Genomic DNA, 20735 nt, shown 5'->3' on the forward strand with positions numbered 1-20735 from the left:
CTTATTGATTAAAAGGAGTTTTGGTTAAAGAAACCTGTCCGTTTGCATCTTTTTCATATTTGGCAAGGCAATTAAGCTGAAATTGGGTATCGAAATTCGGTTCCTCCAATTTGATCGAGGCAGGTGCAGGCTTCCCTTCCTGAAAAAAGAAAACTTTGGTATTGCCATATTTGGTATAGGGCATCAGATCACCATATTTCTGCATTTCTTCCCAGGGTTCACCCTTGACTGTCACGGCATAAATCCGTAAAATCGGCCCCGTATTATTAGGATTGCGATATAACGCGACTTCCTTGAAATTTCCTTTCAGATCATCGACGGTAGGTTGAGAAGTGGAATCGTAAATGATATAACCAATTAAGATAGCAATAACAGCCGCAATGATATACTTAACTTTCTTCATAATAATTTTAGGTTATACAGAGGGCCACGGAGATAAGGAAAGGGACACAAAGTTTTTGTATTGTTGCAGATAAAAACTCCGTGTATCTCTTCATTCCTCTGTGGCTCTCTGTGTAACCTCAGAAATCAGAACAAAATTCATTTATCAGACACCCCGGCACTTTCGAAACTCGCCATTTCGTTTAAAAATGCTACTGCACTTTTAATTAATGGATAAGCAACTGCACAGCCAGTTCCCTCGCCCAGGCGCATGTCCAGATTTAGCAAAGGTTTGACATTCAGGCTTTCAAGTAAAATCCGATGACCTTTTTCTTCTGATTGATGACAAAAAACTGCGAAATCTTTGATCGCTGGATTTAGCTTAACAGCACATAAAAATGCTGCCGAAGAGATAAACCCATCGACCATCAAAACCATTTTTTCCTCAGCTGCTGCCAGGAAAGCGCCGCACATCATGGCAATTTCAAAACCGCCAAAAGTTTGTAAAACCTGCATGGGATTTATTGAAACTTCTGCATGATTTGAAATCGCTTTCATAAGAATATTGATCTTGTTTTGATACTGATCCGGATTAACTCCGGTACCTTTTCCAACGCAGTCTTCAATCGGGATATTTAGTAATTTACTCATAATCACCGCAGCGGAGGAAGTATTTCCAATACCCATTTCACCAAAACCGATCACATTACAGCCTGTTTTGGCAATGTTTTTCACAATCTCTTTTCCTTTCTCAATCGCCCGTTGACATTCTGATTCTGTCATGGCAGACTCAGATAGAAAACTTTTTGTACCGCGATTAATTTTAGCGTCAATCAGGTTTTCATCAGGCTCGAAATCATGGTCAACTCCTGCATCAACCAAGGCTAATTCAATGCCATTTTGTTTGGTGAAAACATTAATTGCAGCACCACCTTGGAGAAAATTCAAAACCATTTGAAAGGTAACTTCCGAGGGGTAAGCGCTCACGCCTTCACTGGCAATTCCATGGCTGGCTGCAAAAACGACTATATGCGGCTTTACTAAACTTGGCGTCAAAGTTTCCTGAATCAAAGCAATTTGCAAAGCCACCTCTTCCAGTTTCCCAAGGGCGCCGAGAGGTTTTGTTTTGTTATTTATCTTATGCTGTATCTGTTCTCGTAAAGTCATAAAGTCTTGAATTTTTAGGTTACACAGAGAACCACGGAGTTAAAAAGAGATACACGGAGTTTTTTTATAGATTATAAATCTCCGTGTATCTCTCCTTAACTCTGTGTCCCTCTGTGTAACCAATCATTTTAAATTTAAAGGTAAGCCGGAGACCATGAAGATGGCTTCTTCGGCCTTACTAGCCACATATTGATTAGCCCAGCCTTGCAAATCCGTAAACTTTCTCCCGATTTCCGTCTCGGCATGTACGCCCATTCCTATTTCGTTTGAAATGATGATGAAAGTGCCGGAAAGCTGTGCGATTGCATCGATTTCTTCCCTAAACGCAGCGAGCGATTTTTCGATATTGTTATCAAAAGCGACAAACAAATTCGTCAGCCAGAGCGTCACGCAATCAATAACGACAACCTGATTTTGGATAGGAAGTTTATGAATATTTGTTTCAGATTCATAAGTAGTCCATTCCGGTCCTCGTTCATTTTTGTGGAGCTGGACACGTTCCGCAAAATTGTCGTCCCAGATATGTGCAGTGGCCACATACACCGGAGATTTGCTTAGCTGTAAAGCTTTTTCCTGTGCAAAACGGCTTTTCCCACTGCGTGCGCCTCCGGTGATGTAGATGATCATTTTTCTTCCGGTGCTTTGAAACGTTTGTATAAAAACAACTGCCATTTTTCCTCCGCAACACCGGCTTTGTCCATTTCAGCTCTTGCCAACGTGAAAAATAAATCCGATAAACGGTTGATATAGGCAGGAATCGCCTCATGAACCGTATCGGTTTTGATCAACGAAACCAGACGCCGCTCTCCTCTGCGCATTTGCGTGCGCGCGACATGGCATAAGGCAGAAACTTCATTACCACCCGGAAGCAAAAAATAGTCAGAAGGTGAGGTCATTTCTGATTCCAGTGTATCGATCCAGTTTTCACAAAAGGCTGCACCATCTTCCGGCATCGGATTTTTGTTTTCTTTTTTCGCATCGGAAGGACGGGCTAGATGTGACATCATATCCATCAAATCTTTCTGAATTTTATGAAGATTTGGCTGCCATTCATGATCATTTCCCAGTTTTACACGAAGCAATCCGATGGTAGAATTCGCTTCATCCAGCGTTCCGATACATTCAATCCGAACATCATCTTTTGAAACGCGACTTCCGCCGAATAAACCTGTGGTGCCTTTATCGCCTTTTTTAGTATATATTTTCATTGATAAAAAATCGTTTTTTTAATTTTATTTTACCTTTTTGATATGTTGTAAATCAGCAATCAATTCGCTGATGTTCAGATGCTTTTTAGAGGTTAATCCATTATCAAATACCCAGACAGGACTTTCTTCACTTTCTATAATTTCAATTTTGTGAGGCAAAGCAGGATCGTCACTTACTATATAATCTTCCCGTTGCAGCGCGCGTTTTGTCCAGAAAACAAGATTGGTTTTTCCTGATAAATAAATAGGAGTAGAGGAGGCCTCTTTGTGAATCGTAAATGTGCCGGTATTACGGTCAAAGTGAAAGCCGTTTTTAATAAAAGCTGCTTCAAAACTTCCATTCAAAACCAGATCTTCCGGTACGCCGGAAACGAGTTTTCCATCCGGATGCATCAGCCAAAGCTTGTCCGCAGCTTGCAGGGCCAGATCCAGTTCGTGGGTGGAAAGTAAAATAGCTTTATTGGTTTGTCGTGCGAGGTTATGCAGCAATCGCATCATTTCAACGCGGTTCGGCAGATCAAGATGGGCAGTCGGCTCATCCAGTAAAATCAGTTTGGTATCCTGCGCTAACGCTCTGGCTAGCATCACTTTTTGCCGCTCGCCATCACTCAATTCGTTCATTCGTCGCCCGGCATAGCGTTTTGTATCCGTAGCGTCCATCGACCAATCAATTTTTTCCTTGTCAATTTCGGAAAGTGTGCCCAGCCAACCGGTGTAAGGCGTTCTCCCCAGCGCTACCAATTCTCTGACTGTCAAATTTCCTGCCTCAATCCGCTCAGTTAAAACCAGACTTAATTTTTGCGCAAGGTCAACAGGTTTCAGATTTACCAAAGATTCATTATCAATTATAATTTCTCCGGAAAGTGCGGGCTGCAAGCCTGAAAGTGTTCGCATAAGCGTTGACTTTCCCGCGCCATTTGGACCTAATAAACAAACCAGTTGCCCCGGCCATAAGTCCAGATTCAGAGCTTCTGAAACGATTCTGGGCTCTCGTTTTCCGGTTTTATAACCGATGGTCAGGTTCCGGGCAGATAGTAGCGGCGTATCGTTCATGAGAAAGAAGAACGTAAATTGTTGCGACTGACAATAACCCAGATCACAACCGGCGCGCCTAATAATGAGGTGACCACATTAATCGGCAGAACGGTCTGCGTTCCCGGCATTTGAGAAATAATATCACAAATGAGCATCAAAACAGTACCTACCAGACAACAGCAAGGAATTAAAATACGGTGATCGGAAGTGCCTAAAAGTGATCGGGTGATATGTGGAATCGCGATACCAACAAAACCAATCGGGCCGCAAAAAGCGGTGATACTTCCCGTGAGTAAACTGGTACTGGCCATGATAATGAAGCGGGTTTTTCCAACCGTCAAACCCATACTTCTTGCATAATTTTCTCCTAATAACATGGCATTTAGTGCCTTTGAAGAAGAAAAAGCGATGAGTAAACCAACGATCACGACGCCGGAGAGTACGTACAAATGATATTGAACAATGCCGCCAAGTGAGCCGAAAGTCCATAGAATATATTCCTGCAACTCTTCCGGCTGACTGAAATATTGCCAGATGCTGATCACGGAAACCGTTATCGTCCCGACCATCACGCCGACAATCAATAAAATAACATTATCCTTAATTCTTCCGGCGATCAATAAAACCATGGACAAAACCAAAGCGGCGCCAAGCGATGCCATCACAACAATCAGCCAGCTCCCGGAAACACCCAATTGCCGGATTGCATAAATACTTGCGGTACTTCCGCTCGTAAGCATTACGGCTGCAACGCCTAACCCGGCTCCGGCCGTGATACCCAGTTCGGACGGGCCAGCTAATGGATTGCGAAATAAAGTCTGCATTTGAAGTCCGCTGACGGATAATCCGCAGCCCACAATGATGGCCGTAATCGCTTTTGGTAAGCGTATTTTTTCAATAATAAATAACCATGCGGTAGTGTCCGATTCTCCCAAAAACACAATTCTCACCACTTCACCAAACGGAATGCTTACCGACCCCAGCATGATATCCAGCAGAAAAAAAAGCACAGCCAAAACCGACAGAACAATAATGATCAGCCGACGGGAATTGGAATAAGATTGAGAAGAAATTTGCATAACTAGTATTTTAATCGGCCCAGAGTTCGAGTGGCAAGAGCCGGAAGCTGACCGCCGATTGCCGACCGCCTAATTCACCTGCTTATAATAAACCAGCTCATGCTCCGGTAATAATTCCGGATGCAGGATTTTGATCAGATCCGACAAAACAATCTGCGGATTCACAGCACCCGATTCCCAATAATCATTCGAACCGCGGTTGTTCACACGTTTATTATAGCTGTAAATCTGTCCGGATTTATAAGCTTTGAAATCGGTATAACGAGGATCTTTCGCAAGAATTTCTTTTTTGTTATCGTAGTTGCTGATCCCGACATTCAGCCAATAATCAGCTGTCAGAGCGATCGGGTAAACGGCTTCAAAATTTAACGCCAGACTTCCCGTTGCTTTGGTATTATTCCAATGATAATCTGCGCCGGCATCCCGGAAAAACTGCGCCATATAACTATTTCCATTCGGGACAAACCATGAATCTTTGGAATTCATACCGGTAATAATGCTCGGTTTTGCTTTTACTTTTTGAGATAAAGCCGCAAGACGTTTGTATTCCTCTTCCATCTTGGCAAATTTCTTGTTGACAAAATCTTCCCGGTTTAGCAACGCAGCAAGAAGTTTAACCCACTCCGCACGGCCGAGTGGCGTCGTTTCAACCCATTCAGAATTAATCAAAACAGGAATTCCAGCAGCGTTTAAAGTGGTGTATCGCTCCATTTTTGAAACCGGACTGCCTGTCGTCATGATCAGGTCAGGATGCATGGTGATCAATTTTTCCTCATTCAATCCCTGATCTTTTCCAACTTCGGCAATTTTGCCAGCTTCAATTTGTTTGATGATCTCAGGATTGGAAACGTACTTCAAATTGCCAAGCCCTGTTACAATTTTTTCTTCACCTAAAAGTCCAACCAAACCCACGTGCATGGACGACATCGCTACCAGACTCCGGATTGGAATTTCAATAAACTGGCTGTTTGGATATCCTTTTGGCTTTTTTGTGCCTCTTTGAAGCAGAACATATTTAGCAGTATCGGTACTTTTCTCGAAAGGACTTAATATGTTGATTACCTTAAAATTATCGTGGTATTCGATCGTGAAGCCCTTGGCATGATGAATCTGGATTTTTTCAGAAAAATAGTCTTTCCCCGAAGAAGCCGTTTCTGCACTTTCAGTGAGATTTGAAGAAGTACCGCAGCCTGCTAAAAATAGCAGTGGGATAAATAATAAAGCCGCAAACTTCGCAGCTGCAATAAAAGTGGAAATGCACGCAAAGTCATTGCGAACTTCCCAAAAGGAGTTCTTCTGTTTTTTTGTCATTTGTGCTACCAGCCTTTCTTCCGAAAGCTATGCGTATTAAGTGAATAAGGCAGGTCTTCTGACTCGTTCCATTTCCTATGACGCCTTCCCGGTTTAATTTTGAATGAGTGAATGTGAGAATGGGAGTGAGCCAGATCTTGGAGCGTTCCATTATTCAAAATTCTATTATTCAATCATTGTCCCCAGTGGCAATTGTCATGAATGTTTTTATGAACTTACAGCAGCGGAGACTGTTCCGGACTTGCACCGGTATTCCCTTTTAAAGTAACCGGATTTTTTGAGTCCGGGATACTACCCTGATGAGTGCAAAACTACTAAGATTTATGTGGGGTTGGTGATTTGTGACAATAATTCTGACAGCGTCTTTAAATAGATTTGTTTTGTTCTAATTTTTCCAGAACGAAATCAACTCTTTCTTCAACACTACAACTCGGAAGTTCGATAAGAGTATACCCGGCAGTTTGATACGTTTTCGTCAGCATATTGTAAAGCTCAGTGGCTTCTTCAAAAGTTTGCCAGCGCTCGTTATCGTTAATGTAAATGGCTTCCCAGGGTGGAGCCATAAATACATTTGATTGATATTTATAGTTTTTAAGTGCCTCGTTGAATTGACTTTCTACCCTAATATTTCCGACTTTCAGATATGCAATTATATCAGGAATTGCCCGGTCAAAAAAAGTTGGTTCTTCAAGCAACAAGGATTTTTTATATTCTTCGACCATCCGTTCTAACGCAAGTTCAGCGAAGGAAGAAAGATTTTTCCAGGGTAAGTTTTCAGAATTTAAGTTGACTTGTTCCTGAATAAGCTGACGGGAAATTTCATCGGAACAATTAAAACCACGTGACTTTAAAGCATTTAGTAAAGTAGTTTTTCCTGATCCCGGGCCACCGGAGATTACAATTGCATTCATAGCAGCAAAATTACCAAATATTATTTTCGGTAAGGAAATATCCCAGGATTATCATAACCATCAAAAAACAGCTTTTATGGTTGATGACAATAACTTTCCGAATCTCGCCCGGCTCAATAATCCGGTCATTTTCTCCAATAAAAGGTTTGTCAACCCAATTCCCATGATAGACATTCGAACCGCCAAAACGACAATCAAGAATTCCTGCCAGAGCGGATTCAGGATAACCTGAGTTTGGGCTTTTATGCCGGTTTCCATATTTGAAGACAAATTGCAGACCGCGATAATTTACTGTTACAAGCACCATAAGCAATGCCGTAATCCGTGCCGGGATGAAGTTTGCAATGTCGTCCAGTCGGGCTGCAAATTTTCCAAATTGCTCGTATTTATCGCTTCGGTAACCGATCATTGAATCCAGCGTGTTGATCGTTTTATAAACCATCATGGCTGGAACGCCACCGATTGCGTAGAAAAATAATGGCGCAATAACACCGTCGCTTAGATTTTCCGACATTGTTTCAAAAACTGCTATCCGAATTTGCTGTGCATTTAATTGAGAAGTATCCCGGCCAACGATGCGGGATAATTGTTTTCTTCCGGCTTCCAACCCTTCTTTTTCCAAAGCCAAAAACACATTTCGCCCTTCTGTAATCAATGCATTATTTGCTAAACCATACCAGACCCAAACACTGCTGACAGCGATAAAAAGCCACGGGTTAATGTTTAAAAGTATAATGTTTGAAAAATAAAAAAAGAAAAATGTTAGCAGACAAAGACTTGTCGATAGCAACATTCCTTTTAAAAATCGGGATGAATTTTTATTCAAAAGCTTGTCACCAGCCGCAATGGCATTTCCAAATACACGAACCGGATGGGGCCAGTTGTCAGGATCGCCGATAATTAAATCCAGAATATAACCGAAAACCAACGGAGCAATGATCAATAATTTCTCCATTCGTCGAGGGCTGCGATTAGCAAATTATTTTTTTCAGGCGACAGGGCAGCGATCCGGAAATGTTGTTTTGTTAAATCTCTGAAATTACTCGCATCACGAATTAAAAGTCCGTGTTTTTCGATCAGGAATTGTTTAAGTTTTGATGCATCATCTTTCAATGTTTCTGCCAGGAAGAAATGCGTTGTACTTTCATGGATTTTCAGTACCGGATTTTGGCTCAGTTTTTCTGTAAATCTTTCTTTTTCACGGAGCAGATTTTTTAAAGGGATTTGAATGTTATGATAGTTTTCAAAAATGAATTTCCCCGCCTGAAGCGCCATCGTATTTACTGTCCACGGTTGTTTTATACTTTTCAATTTTGAGATTAAAACTTCCGAAGCAACAATATAACCCAGCCGTAACCCGGGAATCGCATAAGCTTTGGTGAGCGAATGCATGATCAACAGATTTGGATAATGGTTAATTAAAGATATCGAAGAATTGATTTGCACTGTGAAATCGATAAAAGCTTCATCAACAACAAAAACCGTTTCGGGATTTTGCTGAACCCAATTTTCGAGTTGAGAAAATGATTTTCCGGTTGGATTATTTGGGTTGCAAATGAAAACCAGATCGGTTGACAATGCAGGCAATTCCTGTATTTTAGTCCAGGGCAAAAATATCAGATCGTGTTGATATAATTTGCATGCGTCTTCATATTCAGCAAAAGCGGGCGTTACAATGGTTGTTCTTTTGCCCGCAAATGCCTGCGCGATCAGATAAATGCTTTCTGTCGTTCCGCTGTTAATTAAAATTTGTTCCGGATTTAAGTGATGATGAAACGCAACCATTTCACTCAGACTTTCAGCCATCACTTCCGGATAACGATTTATCGCTGACCATTGCTCAAAAATATATTCTTTCAAACCCAACGGTTCGCCTCCATACCAGACATTGGTACTGAAATCTGCGATTATTTTTTGGGCATAACGGTACGAGTCGTCGCCGTGGCCTTGTAACATAAATTTTATTTTTATTCCAGACTTTTATAAATCATTTCCATATCCACATGCGCTCGGATATGATCTGCCAGCCGGTCGTATTGTAATTCTTTAAATTGATAATAATCGAAAGTTTCAGCAACCGTTTCTTTTGAAAAATCAGATAGTAAATCTTCGATTACCACGGCATTGTCCAGAATCCCATGCAGATAACTGCCCCAGCAATTTTCATCTAAAAAGTAGCCATCAGGTTTTCCATTTGATAAAACAGTAACCGGGGAGTTAATTTCAGAAGTCGTTTCTCCCATATGAATTTCATATCCGGTACAAACTTCCGGATTTTCCCGGTAGCTGAATTGCTGCTGCAATGTTGTTTTTAAGGGTTTTAAAACCGTTTTCACAGGCAATAACCCAAGCCCTGGCACTGATTCCAGCGAACCTTCTACATGATCCGGATCTTCAATGAGTTCTCCCATCATTTGATAGCCACCACAAATTCCAATGATCTTTTTGCCGTTTTTATGTGCAGTAATAATTGCAGCGGCGGCACCGTTATTCTTGATTGTCAACAAATCATCAAGCGTATTTTTACTGCCGGGAATGATGATGATATCGGCCTTTGTAATTTCTTCCGGTTGCGAAGTATAGAATAAATGTACGCGCGGATCTTTTTCCAGCCGGTCAAAATCAGTGAAATTTGATAACCGTTTCAGTAAAATGACCGCTACATTTATTTTCCCTTCCTTCGTTGTATTGAATTTATTTTGAAGCGAAACGGAGTCTTCTTCTTCGATATGGATGTCTCTGAAAAACGGCAAAACACCGACGACAGGAACGCCCGTTAATTCTTCCAGCATTTTTTTTCCATCTTCAAAAAGTCGTGAATCACCACGAAACTTGTTGACGATAATTCCTTTGATACACTGACGTTCTTCTGGCGTCAACAGCGCGATTGTACCATAAACACTTCCGAAAATTCCGCCCCGGTCTATATCTCCAATCAGATAAGTTGCAGCTCCTGCGTGCAGCGCCATCCGCAAGTTTGTAATATCCCGTTTTTTAAGATTTAGTTCAGAAATGCTCCCCGCTCCTTCCATGACAATAGGGGAGTACCGAGCCGATAATCGATCATAAGCCTGCTTTACAGCAAGAAATAATTCTTCCCGGTCGGTGGTTTTGAAATATTCATAGGCTGACTGATTGCCTACTGGTTTTCCATTTAAAATCACCTGGGAAGACTGGTCGTTGGTAGGCTTCAATAAAACCGGATTCATATCAGTATGACAAGGAATTCCGGCTGCTTCCGCCTGCACTGCCTGTGCCCGTCCAAGCTCCAAACCCTCAGGTGTGACATAGCTGTTCAAAGACATATTCTGGGCTTTGAACGGTGCGGGATGATAACCATCCTGTTTGAAAATTCTGCAAAATCCAGCACAAATCACACTTTTGCCAACATCGGAAGCAGTGCCGACGAACATAATTGGTTTGGTGAGGATGCGGGGATTAGACATTTGGTTTTGTAATGTTTCATGCAAAGCAAATAAGAAAAAGGGCAAAGATCGTAAAGAATCTTAGCGTTCTTTGTTTTTTTATCTTTTTCACTTTGCGTGAAATAACGTGAAAAGTTAAGCAATACGCCCGGAAATAGTAACCGTGATATTCTCCGAAGAAAGTTCTTCAAGCGACAAACATTCTGCGCCCATCACCTTCGCCATCTCCGCGGCTCTACCAAAACGGAGGTAATCGTTTTCAGTATCGAGCACCAAAGCTGGGATATTGGCCTGGAATAATTGACCCGATAATTGTAAAGTCTGCTGCCAGGCATCACCACCTCCCGGAAGCGGCACATTGGCTTTCCCATCACTGAGAATAACCAATAGCGGTTTCAAATCTTTATCCGGATTTAATTTATTAATCAACCGGAAAGCCAGCTGCAAGGCGTGTGGCAAAGGTGTTCTTCCGCCTGTTGGCAAACTTTGCATCGCATGTTCAGCCTGTTCAACGCTATAAGTGGGTTCCAAAAGTAGCTGCGCTTCCACACCCCGGAAGGAAATCACACCGACCATATCTCTTCTTTGGTAAGCATCCGTGAGCAAACTCAGCACACTTCCTTTTACCGCTTCCATCCGACTGCTCGCCGCCATGGATCCCGAAGCATCTACAACAAACAGAATTAAATTTCCCGTTTTTCCTTTTCTTACCTTTTGATGCAGGTCATTTCGTGTAATCTGAAAATCATCCTGATCACGGATTAAGGCAGATTGCACCGTTGCCATAACTGACATATCACTTGGTGATTGATCCTGGATCGCTCTTAATTCAGGCCCTCGATTTGTATTAATAGCCTGGCTTCTCCTACCTTCCGGCATCTGGTGCGAAACAGGATTTAAATCAACTTTGAAATTAGGAGCTTCTTTTTGAGGTGCTATACCGAATACTTTTTCTTGTTTTGAAGAAGGTGATTCGTGGTTATCGTTATTATTTTGATCGTCATAAGGCAACTGCTTAGAAGGTAGTAGGTCTTCTTCCTCTTTTTTCGATTCAGCTTGATTTTGCTCTTTTGGCTGATTTTTTTGTTGCGTCTGTTCCTGCTGCATTAGTTCATCCAGCCTGTTATCTCCTTTACTGTTTCCTTCAAACGGCTTTTTTCGCTGTCGGTGAATGAGCACCATCTCAGCAGCCTGACGCACATCATCTGCTGTAACCGTAGTTCGTTTATCCAAAGCAGCTAACGTTATTGCCGTTTTATACATCACAATGTCAGCCCGCAAACTTGTCACATTTAATTCGGTACAAAGCTGGCTGATCAGCGTCAGCAGACCATCGGGCAAAATAACGGACGGTAATAATTGCTGAGCCGTTTTGATTTTGTTTTGTAAACTTTTTTGAGCGGCAGTCCATTGAACAGAAAAAGCGTCCGGATTATGTTCAAAATTAATTCTTCGACGCACGACCTCAGTTCTTTCTGCGACATCCCGAGGCGCTTCAACATCCACCATTAACCCAAAACGATCCAGAAATTGTGGACGAAGATTTCCTTCTTCCGGATTCATGGTACCGATCAAAGTAAATTTTGCAGGATGACTTTCAGAAAGTCCATCGCGCTGGATTGTGTTAACGCCCATCGCTGCAACGTCCAGTAAAACATCCACCAGATGATCGGGGAGCAGATTTACTTCATCAATATATAAAATTCCACGGTGTGCAGTTGCCAATAAACCCGGCTGCAATCTTTTCTTTTTTTCTGATAAAATGCCTTCCAGGTCCAGACTTCCCAACACGCGGTCTTCGGTCGCACCAAGTGGAAGATTTACAAAAGGGACTGCAATTTCTTCTATATTAACAGGACATTCTCCACAAATATTCTGAGAATCGTTTTCCTGAAATATTAATGGAAAGGTTTCATTTTTAGGAATTAACGGCATTATTTCAGCTAATCCTCTCGCAGCAGTACTTTTCGCCGTTCCTTTTTCTCCTCTGATCAATAAACCTCCAATGGACGGGTTGATTGCACATAATAGAAGGGCGCGCTTTAATTTTTCCTGTCCAACCAAGGCTGCAAAAGGGTATTTCATAGAGAAGAATTATTAAAATTACTTTTCCCTTGTGGCAAGGGAAAGGCAAAATTAGGGAATTAAACGCAGAGTAATGGAGTTTTGCGCGGGCTTACGCAGCGTAAAATGAACTCCTTTGCCTCTGCGTTTTAACTCCCATACCTCTGCGTTTAAATGCGACCTCAGATATAAGCGAGCATTTTGGTTACGTTACTTAGGCCGGTTTGAATGGTGTTTACGGATCTTGTGCCATGATAATATCCAATGATATGTAGTTCGTCGTAAACATTGACTAATAATCTCAACCGTTTTTTGTCATATTTTCCAACCCTGTTTGTATAGTCTTCAATGCTTTTGGGTTTAATGAATTTTACTCCTTCTTTTTGTTTCAGATATTCATCCAGGATGAGCAACGCAGCTGAATAAGCAGTACTCGCAGCCATCTTAACATATTTAACATCAGCATATAAACCGTCCTTTTTACCAGCTTTTTCGCTTAGAATTTCTTTTGCATTTTGCAAGTGGCGGGCAGCTTCTTCGGCTGGGGAAAGTAAGTTGTCTTGATTCTGAATAGCCATATCAATAGGAATTGAAAGAATTTATTGATTTGACTCCAAATTTTAAAAAAGTCATTTCAAAAATAACACAATTTCCCGTCTTATCTGGTGAGCTCGTGAGGTTTAATATTGGCATACTTTTATTGAATTTTAAGTTATGGCGACACAATCACTTTTACAATTCACCGGCAAAAGCATTTACTGTTCTCAGGCAGATGCCCACATTGATCCCTGGATACCCGTGGATCGTGCGATTATTACGCATGCGCATAGTGATCATGCGCGTTGGGGGAGTAAACATTATCTGGCTCATAAGGATAGTGAGGCCATTTTAAGGCTTCGTCTGGGGCCGGATATTTCTTTGCAGACAGTTGAATACGGTGAAAAATTCGTAATCAATGGTGTTGTTTTTTCCTTACATCCAGCCGGGCATATTATCGGTTCTGCACAGGTTCGGGTTGAATATAAAGGTGAAGTGTGGGTAGCCAGCGGGGATTATAAACTGGAAGACGACAACTTTTGTGTGCCTTTCGAACCCGTGAAATGTAACGTTTTTATTACTGAATCTACCTTTGGGTTGCCGATTTACAAGTGGCAGCCGCAACAGGAGATTTTTTCAGAAATTGATAACTGGTGGGCGCAAAATAAAGAACAGGATAAAGCCAGTATTCTGATGGGTTATTCGTTGGGGAAAATGCAGCGAATCCTGAAAGGTATTGAGTTAAAAGACGAAGTGATTTATGCTCATGGCGCCATTTATACTTTAAACGAGAGGTTGAGACAAGCCGGGCATGATTTGCCCGAACTTACCCTGGTTACCAAGGAGACAGATAAAAAACTCTTTCGAGGATCGCTGGTGTTAGCGCCTCCATCCGTTGACAGCAGTACCTGGATACGGAAATTCAACCCTTATTCGCTTGGATATTGTTCGGGCTGGATGGCATTGCGCGGAGCGAAAAACCGCCGCGCAGTCGATCAGGGCTTTATTCTGAGTGACCATGTGGATTGGCCTGATTTGAACACTGCGGTTATAGAATCCGGAGCTGAGAAAGTTTATGTCACGCACGGCTATACCAGTATTTTTTCACGTTGGCTGAATGAGAACGGGATTGAAGCCGGGGAAGTGACAACGATGTATGGAAATGAAGAGGAAACGGAGGATAGGGCAACGGGTGACGGACCGGAAGCCGAGGGAATTGAAAACAACAAAGATTTATCTCCGATTCCAGATGATCCCGACCTGAAATTAAGCTAACCTCTAACCGTTAAAAGCCAATCGCTAAAAATGAAACAATTCGCTGAACTTTTCATGAATCTGGACCGGACCAACAAAACCAATGCAAAGGTTGAGTTGATGAAGAATTATTTTTTGTCCGCGTCCGATGAAGATAAAATGTGGGCGCTGACTTTATTCACGGGTCGCCGGCCATCGTTTAAAGTAAATAGAACACAGGTTAAAGAATGGGCAGCTGCGGAGGCAAATATTCCGATGTGGCTTTTCCAGGAAAGTTATCAGAGTGTCGGAGATCTGGGTGAAACGATTTCGTTGATCTTACCAAGAAACGGATCCGATGATTCTGATAAATCTCTATCCGAATGGTTTTACTATCTGGGATTATTGCCCAAAATGACTGACGAAGAAAAACATGATCATATTCTTCAGGCCTGGTCGCAATTGTCTCAGCACGAAACTTTCGTTTTTAATAAGTTATTGATGGGCAGTTTCCGGATTGGCGTTTCTCAGACGCTGGTAGTCCGGGCTTTGGCAGAGGCAACTGCTACGGATTCCAATGTGATTGCCCATCGTGTTATGGGGCAATGGGATCCTTTGGAAACTACATTTGAAAAACTTATTCTGGATGAAGGTGAAAACGATAATGCTTCGAGGCCTTATCCATTTTTCCTTGCTTATCCGATTGAGGGTGATGTTTCAAATTTGGGAACACCGGAAGACTGGTTTGTGGAGTGGAAATGGGATGGTATTCGTTCCCAGATCATTTACCGAAATAACGAATTATTCATTTGGACAAGAGGTGAAGAATTATCAACAGACAAATTTCCCGAATTGCATTTTTTGAGTACTGTCCTGCCAAATGGTACAGTGCTGGATGGTGAAATTGTAAGTTATTTTGACAACAAGCCAATGCCTTTCAATGTCTTACAAACACGTATTGGCCGAAAAAACCTGTCAAAAAAAGTATTGGAAGAAGCACCTGTGGCTTTTATCGCTTATGATATTATGGAAGCAAACGGCGTTGACATCAGGAATTTAAGCCAGATGCAGCGAAGAGCGCAATTGGAAGAAATTCATAAAAACATGCCTGTCCAATCTATTTTCAACCTATCGCCATTGGTTGAATTCAAGGAATGGAGTGAATTACATGATCTGCATCCGACTTCCCGCGAAAATATTGCGGAAGGTTTTATGATCAAAAGAAAGAGTAGTACCTACCAGGTCGGACGGAAAAAGGGCGACTGGTGGAAGTGGAAAATTGATCCGCTGAGTGTTGACGCCGTCTTGATTTACGCACAAAAAGGATCAGGTCGGAGAGCTGAACTTTTTACCGATTATACGTTTGCAGTCTGGGGTGAAGATGGAAAGCTGATTCCTTTTGCAAAAGCTTATTCAGGTTTAACGGATGTAGAAATTGGTCAGGTTGATTATTTTATCAAACGCAATATTCTGGAAAAATTTGGCCCGGTCAGGACGGTAAAACCAGAGCTGGTTTTTGAAATTGGGTTTGAAGGAATAAATGAATCTACACGACATAAATCCGGAATCGCCGTAAGGTTTCCACGGATTTTGAGGTGGAGAAAGGATAAAAAGGCAGCGGAGGCGGATACTTTGGAAAGTTTGAAGGGGATTTTGGAGATGTATAAGTGATTATTTTTATAATGTATTAAATTATACCTTTATCATCTCTGCAAATCTAACATTAAATGTTAGATTTGCAGAGATGATAAAAAGAAGGATAGAGGAAAAACTTAAAGACGCACTAAGAAGAAGTGCTTCTGTTGCACTGATGGGGCCACGCCAAATCGGAAAAACCACAATTGCCATAAATATATCCGAATCTAAGCCTTCAATATATATGGATCTAGAAAATCGTCTGGATCTTGAAAAGGTAAAGGACTTTAAGTCTTTTCATGATGCAAACCGTAAAAGTTTAATCATTCTGGACGAGGTACAAAAGCTCCCGGAATTATTTATGGAACTTCGGGGAATTATTGATCAGGAACGTAGAAAAGATAATCGATATGGATTGTTCCTATTTCTCGGGTCTGCGTCGATGGATCTTCTGCAACAATCTGGCGAATCCCTTGCCGGAAGAATCTCTTACATCGAGCTTTATCCTATTGATATTCTGGAATATGCGGGGGGAAACGTTGAGGCTATGAACATGCTCTGGTTGAGGGGAGGTTTTCCTGAAAGTCTTCTTGCAGTTTCAGATTCAGACAGTATTGCATGGCGGGACGATTTTATTAAAACTTATTTGGAAAGAGATATTCCTCAATTCGGGCCACGAATTCCAGCAGCTACCCTTGAAAGATTTTGGACAATGCTTGCCCATAATCAGGGTAGCGTTCTTAATGCCTCTCATTTGGCCAGAAATCTGGAAGTTTCAGGAGTTACCATTGGAAGATATCTGGATTTGATGACAGATCTGCTTCTGGTAAGGCGTTTGCAACCATGGACTGCTAATGTCGGCAAAAGATTAATACGTAGTCCCAAAATATATCTGAGAGATAGTGGAATTACGCATGCGCTACTCACGATCGGTGATTACAATAGCTTACTTGGGCACCCCGTAGTGGGTGGTAGTTGGGAAGGATTTGTTATAGAAAATATTTTGGGAGTAGTTCCTAGCAGAACCCAATCGTTCTATTATGGAAGTCCGGGCGGGGCGGAAATTGACTTGATTCTGGAATTCGCAGGAGGAAAAAAATGGGCGATTGAAATCAAAAGAAATTCTTCACCAAAGTTGTCAAAAGGATTTCATATCGCCTGCGAAGATTTAAAGCCCGATCGCATGTTTGTTGTTTACTCTGGTAAAGACACCTTTCCCATGGGAGGTGGAGTGATGGCGATATCTTTATTTGATTTAATGACGGAGGTATTAAATCAATAAACTTCAGACAAATGGATTTGTTAAATGCTTTAATAAACTTTACTGGAACAACATTTTTACAAATCAAAATATTAGGTACTCTGTAACTTATATCCCCTTTGACAAAATCCCGCGGACATATCGCTGTTGAGCAGTGGTTTAAATATAAAAACTGGAAATGGGCGGCTTTTCAAAAGGAGGCTTCCGCAGCTTATCTTTCGGGGAAAAGTGGTTTGGTCAATGCGCCAACCGGGAGCGGCAAAACTTACTCCTTGTGGATTCCTTTTTTGATACGATATATTAATTCACTGCCTAAAAATCCTGGGAAAAGGAGTAAAGGATTACAGATATTATGGGTGACACCTTTGCGTGCCCTTTCCAAAGACCTTTTTCGGAATATGGAAATGGCCGCGCTGGAAATGAATCTGACATTAAGGATTGGCGTTCGTTCCGGCGATACCAGTACAAAAGAAAGAGCCAGTCAGAAAAAGCAAATGCCCGAAGCTTTACTGATCACACCGGAAAGTCTGCACCTTTTATTTGCCCAAAAAGGAAGCTCTGAAACTTTTAAAAACCTGCATACCATTGTCGTTGACGAATGGCATGAGCTTATGGGAAGCAAGCGTGGTACGCAAACCGAACTGGCAATAGCCCGGTTAAGAACGATTAACCCGGATTTGCAAACGTGGGGGATTTCGGCGACCATCGGAAATCTGGAAGAAGCAAAACAGGTTATTGTCGGGATGGATTCTGCGGAGGAAGATACGGTGATTATTAAAGCGAAAACGCAGAAGAAAATTCTTGTTGAAAGCATCCTGCCGGAAAAAGTGGAGACGCTTCCCTGGGCCGGTTATATGGGAACGCGACTGATCGACTATGTCGTTGATATCGTCAGAAAAAGCAAGACCACTTTGCTTTTCACCAATACACGTTCACAAACGGAGATATGGTACCGGATCATTATTGAAAAATATCCTGAATTTGCCGGAATTATGGCACTTCACCACGCTTCCCTTGACCGGGAAATCCGGGATTGGGTGGAAGAATCCTTGCATGCTGAAAAATTAAAACTGGTGATTTGTACAGCGAGTTTGGACCTGGGCGTGGATTTTCGTCCTGTCGATACAGTCATTCAGGTGGGAAGTCCGAAAAGTATTGCCCGGTTTATTCAGCGTGCAGGCCGAAGCGGGCATCAGCCGGGCGTTGCCAGTAAAATATATTTTTGTCCGACGAATGCACTGGAACTGATCGAAGCTGTGTCTTTACGGGATGGTGTTGAAAAACAAATCATTGAGGATCGTCCGCCTGTTATTCATGCTTTTGATGTTTTGGCGCAATGGATGATCACGTTGGCCGTCGGAGAAGGCTTTGATGAAAAACAGCTGTTTGATGAAGTCAGGAATTGTTATGGCTATCAGTTCATAAACCGTGAAGAATGGGAATGGCTCTTGGGTTATATCACAACCGGAAGTCCGTCCCTACTGGTTTACGACGAATATAAAAAAGTTGAAAGGATTGATGGATTGTATAAAGTCACCAGCCGCCGGATTGCGCATCGTCATATGCTAAGTATGGGGACGATCGTTTCCGAAACCTCTCTCAAAGTTAAATTTCAGCATGGACGATATCTGGGTTCGGTCGAAGAATCCTTTGTAACCAGAATGAAAGCGGGTGATGTTTTTGTCTTTGCCGGGATGAGCGTAGAATTTGTGAGAATCCATGAAATGACTGTCACAGTTAAAAAAGCGGAAGGCAAAAGAGGATTTCTGGTAAGATGGGCGGGGGGAAGAATGCCGTTATCATCCCAATTATCGGCTTTTATACGCGACAGATTATCAGATGCCATTGAAAATCCGCACAAGGAAAAAGAATTGTCCAAATTAAAACCGCTGCTGGAATTACAGCAGGAAAGGTCGATGATCCCTAATACCGGCGAATTGTTGATTGAACAATGTGAAACGCGGGAAGGCCATCATATCTTTATTTTTCCTTTTGAAGGCAGACTGGTGCATGAGGGAATGTCGATTATTCTGGCATACCGGATCAGCAAATTATCGCCGATCACTTTTTCTGTTGCGATGAATGATTATGGCTTTGAATTGTTAAGTGATCAGTATGTTGACATGGAGAAAATCATGAAGGAAATTGATATATTTTCCACGGCTCATTTGGTTGACGATATTTACCAAAGCGTGAACGCGACGGAAATGGCAAAACGCAAATTCAGGGAAATTGCCGCTATTGCCGGGTTGATGTTTCAGGGATATCCCGGGAAATATATGAAAACCAAACAAGTTCAGGCGTCAAGTTCGTTGTTGTTTACGGTGATGACCAAATATGAAAATAACAATCTACTTGTCAATCAGGCTTATCAGGAAGTTTTGACTTATCAATTGGAGGAAGTCAGGATGCGGAATGCCCTGGACCGGATTGCTACACAAAAAATTATTATCAAAAAAACGAAAAAGCCGACGCCTTTTTCGTTTCCTATCATGGTAGACCGGCTGAGAGAACAACTGACCTCGGAAAAACTGGAAGACCGGATACAAAAAATGCTCAAACAGTATAGTGATGCAGATTGAAATTAGAAATAACCACTTTGATTTATTAACACAAAAGGCGATTTTTTGGCAGGAGAAACAAACATTACTCATTGGTGATCTGCATTTAGGAAAAATAACACATTTCAGAAAAGAAGGAATCGCAATTCCTCAAATTGCAGCAGGCAATAACTTCGACCGACTTGATCAGCTACTGGAAAATACAAACTGCGCACGCATTATTTTTCTCGGCGATCTTTTTCATAGCAAATACAATTCGGAATGGGAAACTTTCTCGGAATGGAGAAAAAAATATCATTTTGTTGAAATGATCATTGTGATCGGAAATCATGATGTTTTACCAATCAGTTTATTTTTGGAAAATAACATTGAGGTTTATAAAAATGATTTTGAGGAAGATAATTTCATTTTTACACACCATCCAAAAGTGGAATTGGACCCATTGAAATTTGTTTTTGCAGGGCATATTCATCCGGTATTCACCTCGTATGGAAGAGGGAGACAGAGTTTTCGTTTACCATGTTTTGTTGTGGATAAAAATCAGGCTATACTACCAAGTTTTGGTGTTTTTACGGGTGGATTTGGAGTTGATTTGGTTGCGGGGAGAAAGATTTATATGTTGACTGAGGAGCGGGTTTTTGCGGTTGGGCGATAAATGACATTGATAAATAATTATGTTACCCGTTCTGGGTTTTCGCCTGAATGTCATTTCGCTATTTCTACAATAATGTCATCCCTTCGGGATTTTGGTTCCGGGTGATCAGAATTTGATTCAATAATAATGTTATCCGTTCGGGTTTTGGAAATTGAAATCTACTTCTATAAGAATATTATCTATTCATGATCCTGATTTGGGAAACAAACCCGAAGGGTTGACATTATTATAGAAAAACATTGGTAAAAGCGACCAACAGAACCCTGAAAGGG

General features: G+C 41.7%; 18 protein-coding genes and 1 riboswitch. Of the genes, 5 read left to right on the plus strand and 13 right to left on the minus strand.

Annotated features, from left to right (window positions below):
* Nucleotide 1: 1 nt before the first annotated feature.
* The 13 genes from BMY70_RS18050 to BMY70_RS18110 form a co-directional block, all read right to left on the minus strand.
* Entirely contained in the window at nucleotides 2–403 is a 402-nt protein-coding gene (locus tag BMY70_RS18050; protein ID WP_090337598.1) for a hypothetical protein, read from the minus strand.
* A gap of 137 nt (nucleotides 404–540) precedes the next feature.
* The gene (gene cobT, locus BMY70_RS18055; protein ID WP_090337600.1) at nucleotides 541–1548 is read right to left on the minus strand and encodes a nicotinate-nucleotide--dimethylbenzimidazole phosphoribosyltransferase; all 1008 of its coding nucleotides are present in this window, start codon (nucleotides 1546–1548) and stop codon (nucleotides 541–543) included.
* A gap of 123 nt (nucleotides 1549–1671) precedes the next feature.
* Nucleotides 1672–2175 (minus strand): bifunctional adenosylcobinamide kinase/adenosylcobinamide-phosphate guanylyltransferase, encoded by a 504-nt coding sequence (cobU, locus tag BMY70_RS18060; RefSeq protein ID WP_090337601.1) that lies wholly within the window; start codon nucleotides 2173–2175, stop codon nucleotides 1672–1674.
* The gene (locus tag BMY70_RS18065) at nucleotides 2172–2756 is read right to left on the minus strand and encodes a cob(I)yrinic acid a,c-diamide adenosyltransferase (protein WP_090337603.1); all 585 of its coding nucleotides are present in this window, start codon (nucleotides 2754–2756) and stop codon (nucleotides 2172–2174) included. The genes cobU and BMY70_RS18065 overlap by 4 nt, the downstream gene beginning before the upstream one ends.
* 24 nt (nucleotides 2757–2780) lie before the next feature.
* Nucleotides 2781–3809, minus strand: coding sequence for an ABC transporter ATP-binding protein (locus BMY70_RS18070; RefSeq protein ID WP_090337605.1), 1029 nt, complete (start codon nucleotides 3807–3809; stop codon nucleotides 2781–2783).
* The gene (locus tag BMY70_RS18075; RefSeq protein WP_090337608.1) at nucleotides 3806–4870 is read right to left on the minus strand and encodes a FecCD family ABC transporter permease; all 1065 of its coding nucleotides are present in this window, start codon (nucleotides 4868–4870) and stop codon (nucleotides 3806–3808) included. The genes BMY70_RS18070 and BMY70_RS18075 overlap by 4 nt, the downstream gene beginning before the upstream one ends.
* A 69-nt stretch (nucleotides 4871–4939) precedes the next feature.
* The gene (locus BMY70_RS18080) at nucleotides 4940–6181 is read right to left on the minus strand and encodes an ABC transporter substrate-binding protein (protein ID WP_090337610.1); all 1242 of its coding nucleotides are present in this window, start codon (nucleotides 6179–6181) and stop codon (nucleotides 4940–4942) included.
* A 31-nt stretch (nucleotides 6182–6212) separates the two neighbouring features.
* Nucleotides 6213–6495, minus strand: a riboswitch (cobalamin riboswitch).
* A 51-nt stretch (nucleotides 6496–6546) separates the two neighbouring features.
* Nucleotides 6547–7092, minus strand: a complete 546-nt coding sequence (locus BMY70_RS18085) for an AAA family ATPase (RefSeq protein WP_090337612.1) — start codon at nucleotides 7090–7092, stop codon at nucleotides 6547–6549.
* Between the two features lie 10 nt (nucleotides 7093–7102).
* Nucleotides 7103–8047: an adenosylcobinamide-phosphate synthase CbiB gene (gene cbiB / locus BMY70_RS18090; RefSeq protein ID WP_090337614.1), complete on the minus strand. Its 945-nt coding sequence runs from the start codon at nucleotides 8045–8047 to the stop codon at nucleotides 7103–7105.
* Nucleotides 8032–9048 carry a pyridoxal phosphate-dependent aminotransferase gene (locus tag BMY70_RS18095; RefSeq protein WP_090337616.1) on the minus strand — a complete coding sequence of 339 codons (1017 nt, stop codon included), beginning with the start codon at nucleotides 9046–9048 and terminating at the stop codon, nucleotides 8032–8034. Before BMY70_RS18095 ends, cbiB begins: the two co-directional genes overlap by 16 nt.
* An 11-nt stretch (nucleotides 9049–9059) precedes the next feature.
* Nucleotides 9060–10538 (minus strand): cobyric acid synthase, encoded by a 1479-nt coding sequence (locus tag BMY70_RS18100; protein WP_090337618.1) that lies wholly within the window; start codon nucleotides 10536–10538, stop codon nucleotides 9060–9062.
* A gap of 114 nt (nucleotides 10539–10652) precedes the next feature.
* On the minus strand, nucleotides 10653–12602 hold the full coding sequence (locus tag BMY70_RS18105) for a magnesium chelatase subunit D family protein (protein ID WP_090337620.1): 1950 nt from the start codon (nucleotides 12600–12602) through the stop codon (nucleotides 10653–10655).
* Between the two features lie 161 nt (nucleotides 12603–12763).
* A complete protein-coding gene (locus BMY70_RS18110; RefSeq protein ID WP_090337622.1) occupies nucleotides 12764–13159 on the minus strand; it encodes a DUF5618 family protein in 396 nt (131 codons plus the stop codon).
* A 136-nt stretch (nucleotides 13160–13295) separates the two neighbouring features.
* On the opposite strand from BMY70_RS18110, the gene BMY70_RS18115 reads away from it, so the two are divergent.
* From BMY70_RS18115 to pdeM, 5 genes are all read left to right on the plus strand, one after another.
* Nucleotides 13296–14393 carry a ligase-associated DNA damage response exonuclease gene (locus tag BMY70_RS18115; protein ID WP_090337623.1) on the plus strand — a complete coding sequence of 366 codons (1098 nt, stop codon included), beginning with the start codon at nucleotides 13296–13298 and terminating at the stop codon, nucleotides 14391–14393.
* A gap of 30 nt (nucleotides 14394–14423) precedes the next feature.
* The gene (locus BMY70_RS18120) at nucleotides 14424–16022 is read left to right on the plus strand and encodes an ATP-dependent DNA ligase (RefSeq protein ID WP_090337625.1); all 1599 of its coding nucleotides are present in this window, start codon (nucleotides 14424–14426) and stop codon (nucleotides 16020–16022) included.
* A 73-nt stretch (nucleotides 16023–16095) separates the two neighbouring features.
* A complete protein-coding gene (locus BMY70_RS18125) occupies nucleotides 16096–17268 on the plus strand; it encodes an ATP-binding protein (RefSeq protein WP_090337627.1) in 1173 nt (390 codons plus the stop codon).
* 98 nt (nucleotides 17269–17366) lie between these two features.
* A complete protein-coding gene (locus tag BMY70_RS18130; protein WP_229209665.1) occupies nucleotides 17367–19829 on the plus strand; it encodes a ligase-associated DNA damage response DEXH box helicase in 2463 nt (820 codons plus the stop codon).
* On the plus strand, nucleotides 19819–20463 hold the full coding sequence (pdeM, locus tag BMY70_RS18135; protein ID WP_090337631.1) for a ligase-associated DNA damage response endonuclease PdeM: 645 nt from the start codon (nucleotides 19819–19821) through the stop codon (nucleotides 20461–20463). The genes BMY70_RS18130 and pdeM overlap by 11 nt, the downstream gene beginning before the upstream one ends.
* The last annotated feature ends 272 nt before the right edge of the window (nucleotides 20464–20735 follow it).

Origin of the sequence: Dyadobacter koreensis, from assembly GCF_900108855.1 — a bacterium.
GTDB lineage: Bacteria > Bacteroidota > Bacteroidia > Cytophagales > Spirosomataceae > Dyadobacter > Dyadobacter koreensis.

Coding starts and splice junctions, on each gene's coding strand:
- BMY70_RS18075 (WP_090337608.1), bottom strand. CDS start 4,870: ATGCAAATTTCTTCTCAATCTTATTCCAATTCCCGTCGGCTGATCATT.
- BMY70_RS18070 (WP_090337605.1), bottom strand. CDS start 3,809: ATGAACGATACGCCGCTACTATCTGCCCGGAACCTGACCATCGGTTAT.
- BMY70_RS18115 (WP_090337623.1), top strand. CDS start 13,296: ATGGCGACACAATCACTTTTACAATTCACCGGCAAAAGCATTTACTGT.
- BMY70_RS18125 (WP_090337627.1), top strand. CDS start 16,096: ATGATAAAAAGAAGGATAGAGGAAAAACTTAAAGACGCACTAAGAAGA.
- BMY70_RS18110 (WP_090337622.1), bottom strand. CDS start 13,159: ATGGCTATTCAGAATCAAGACAACTTACTTTCCCCAGCCGAAGAAGCT.
- BMY70_RS18080 (WP_090337610.1), bottom strand. CDS start 6,181: ATGACAAAAAAACAGAAGAACTCCTTTTGGGAAGTTCGCAATGACTTT.
- BMY70_RS18105 (WP_090337620.1), bottom strand. CDS start 12,602: ATGAAATACCCTTTTGCAGCCTTGGTTGGACAGGAAAAATTAAAGCGC.
- cobU (WP_090337601.1), bottom strand. CDS start 2,175: ATGATCATCTACATCACCGGAGGCGCACGCAGTGGGAAAAGCCGTTTT.
- BMY70_RS18095 (WP_090337616.1), bottom strand. CDS start 9,048: ATGTTACAAGGCCACGGCGACGACTCGTACCGTTATGCCCAAAAAATA.
- BMY70_RS18085 (WP_090337612.1), bottom strand. CDS start 7,092: ATGAATGCAATTGTAATCTCCGGTGGCCCGGGATCAGGAAAAACTACT.
- BMY70_RS18100 (WP_090337618.1), bottom strand. CDS start 10,538: ATGTCTAATCCCCGCATCCTCACCAAACCAATTATGTTCGTCGGCACT.
- pdeM (WP_090337631.1), top strand. CDS start 19,819: ATGCAGATTGAAATTAGAAATAACCACTTTGATTTATTAACACAAAAG.
- BMY70_RS18065 (WP_090337603.1), bottom strand. CDS start 2,756: ATGAAAATATATACTAAAAAAGGCGATAAAGGCACCACAGGTTTATTC.
- BMY70_RS18120 (WP_090337625.1), top strand. CDS start 14,424: ATGAAACAATTCGCTGAACTTTTCATGAATCTGGACCGGACCAACAAA.
- cbiB (WP_090337614.1), bottom strand. CDS start 8,047: ATGGAGAAATTATTGATCATTGCTCCGTTGGTTTTCGGTTATATTCTG.
- cobT (WP_090337600.1), bottom strand. CDS start 1,548: ATGACTTTACGAGAACAGATACAGCATAAGATAAATAACAAAACAAAA.
- BMY70_RS18050 (WP_090337598.1), bottom strand. CDS start 403: ATGAAGAAAGTTAAGTATATCATTGCGGCTGTTATTGCTATCTTAATT.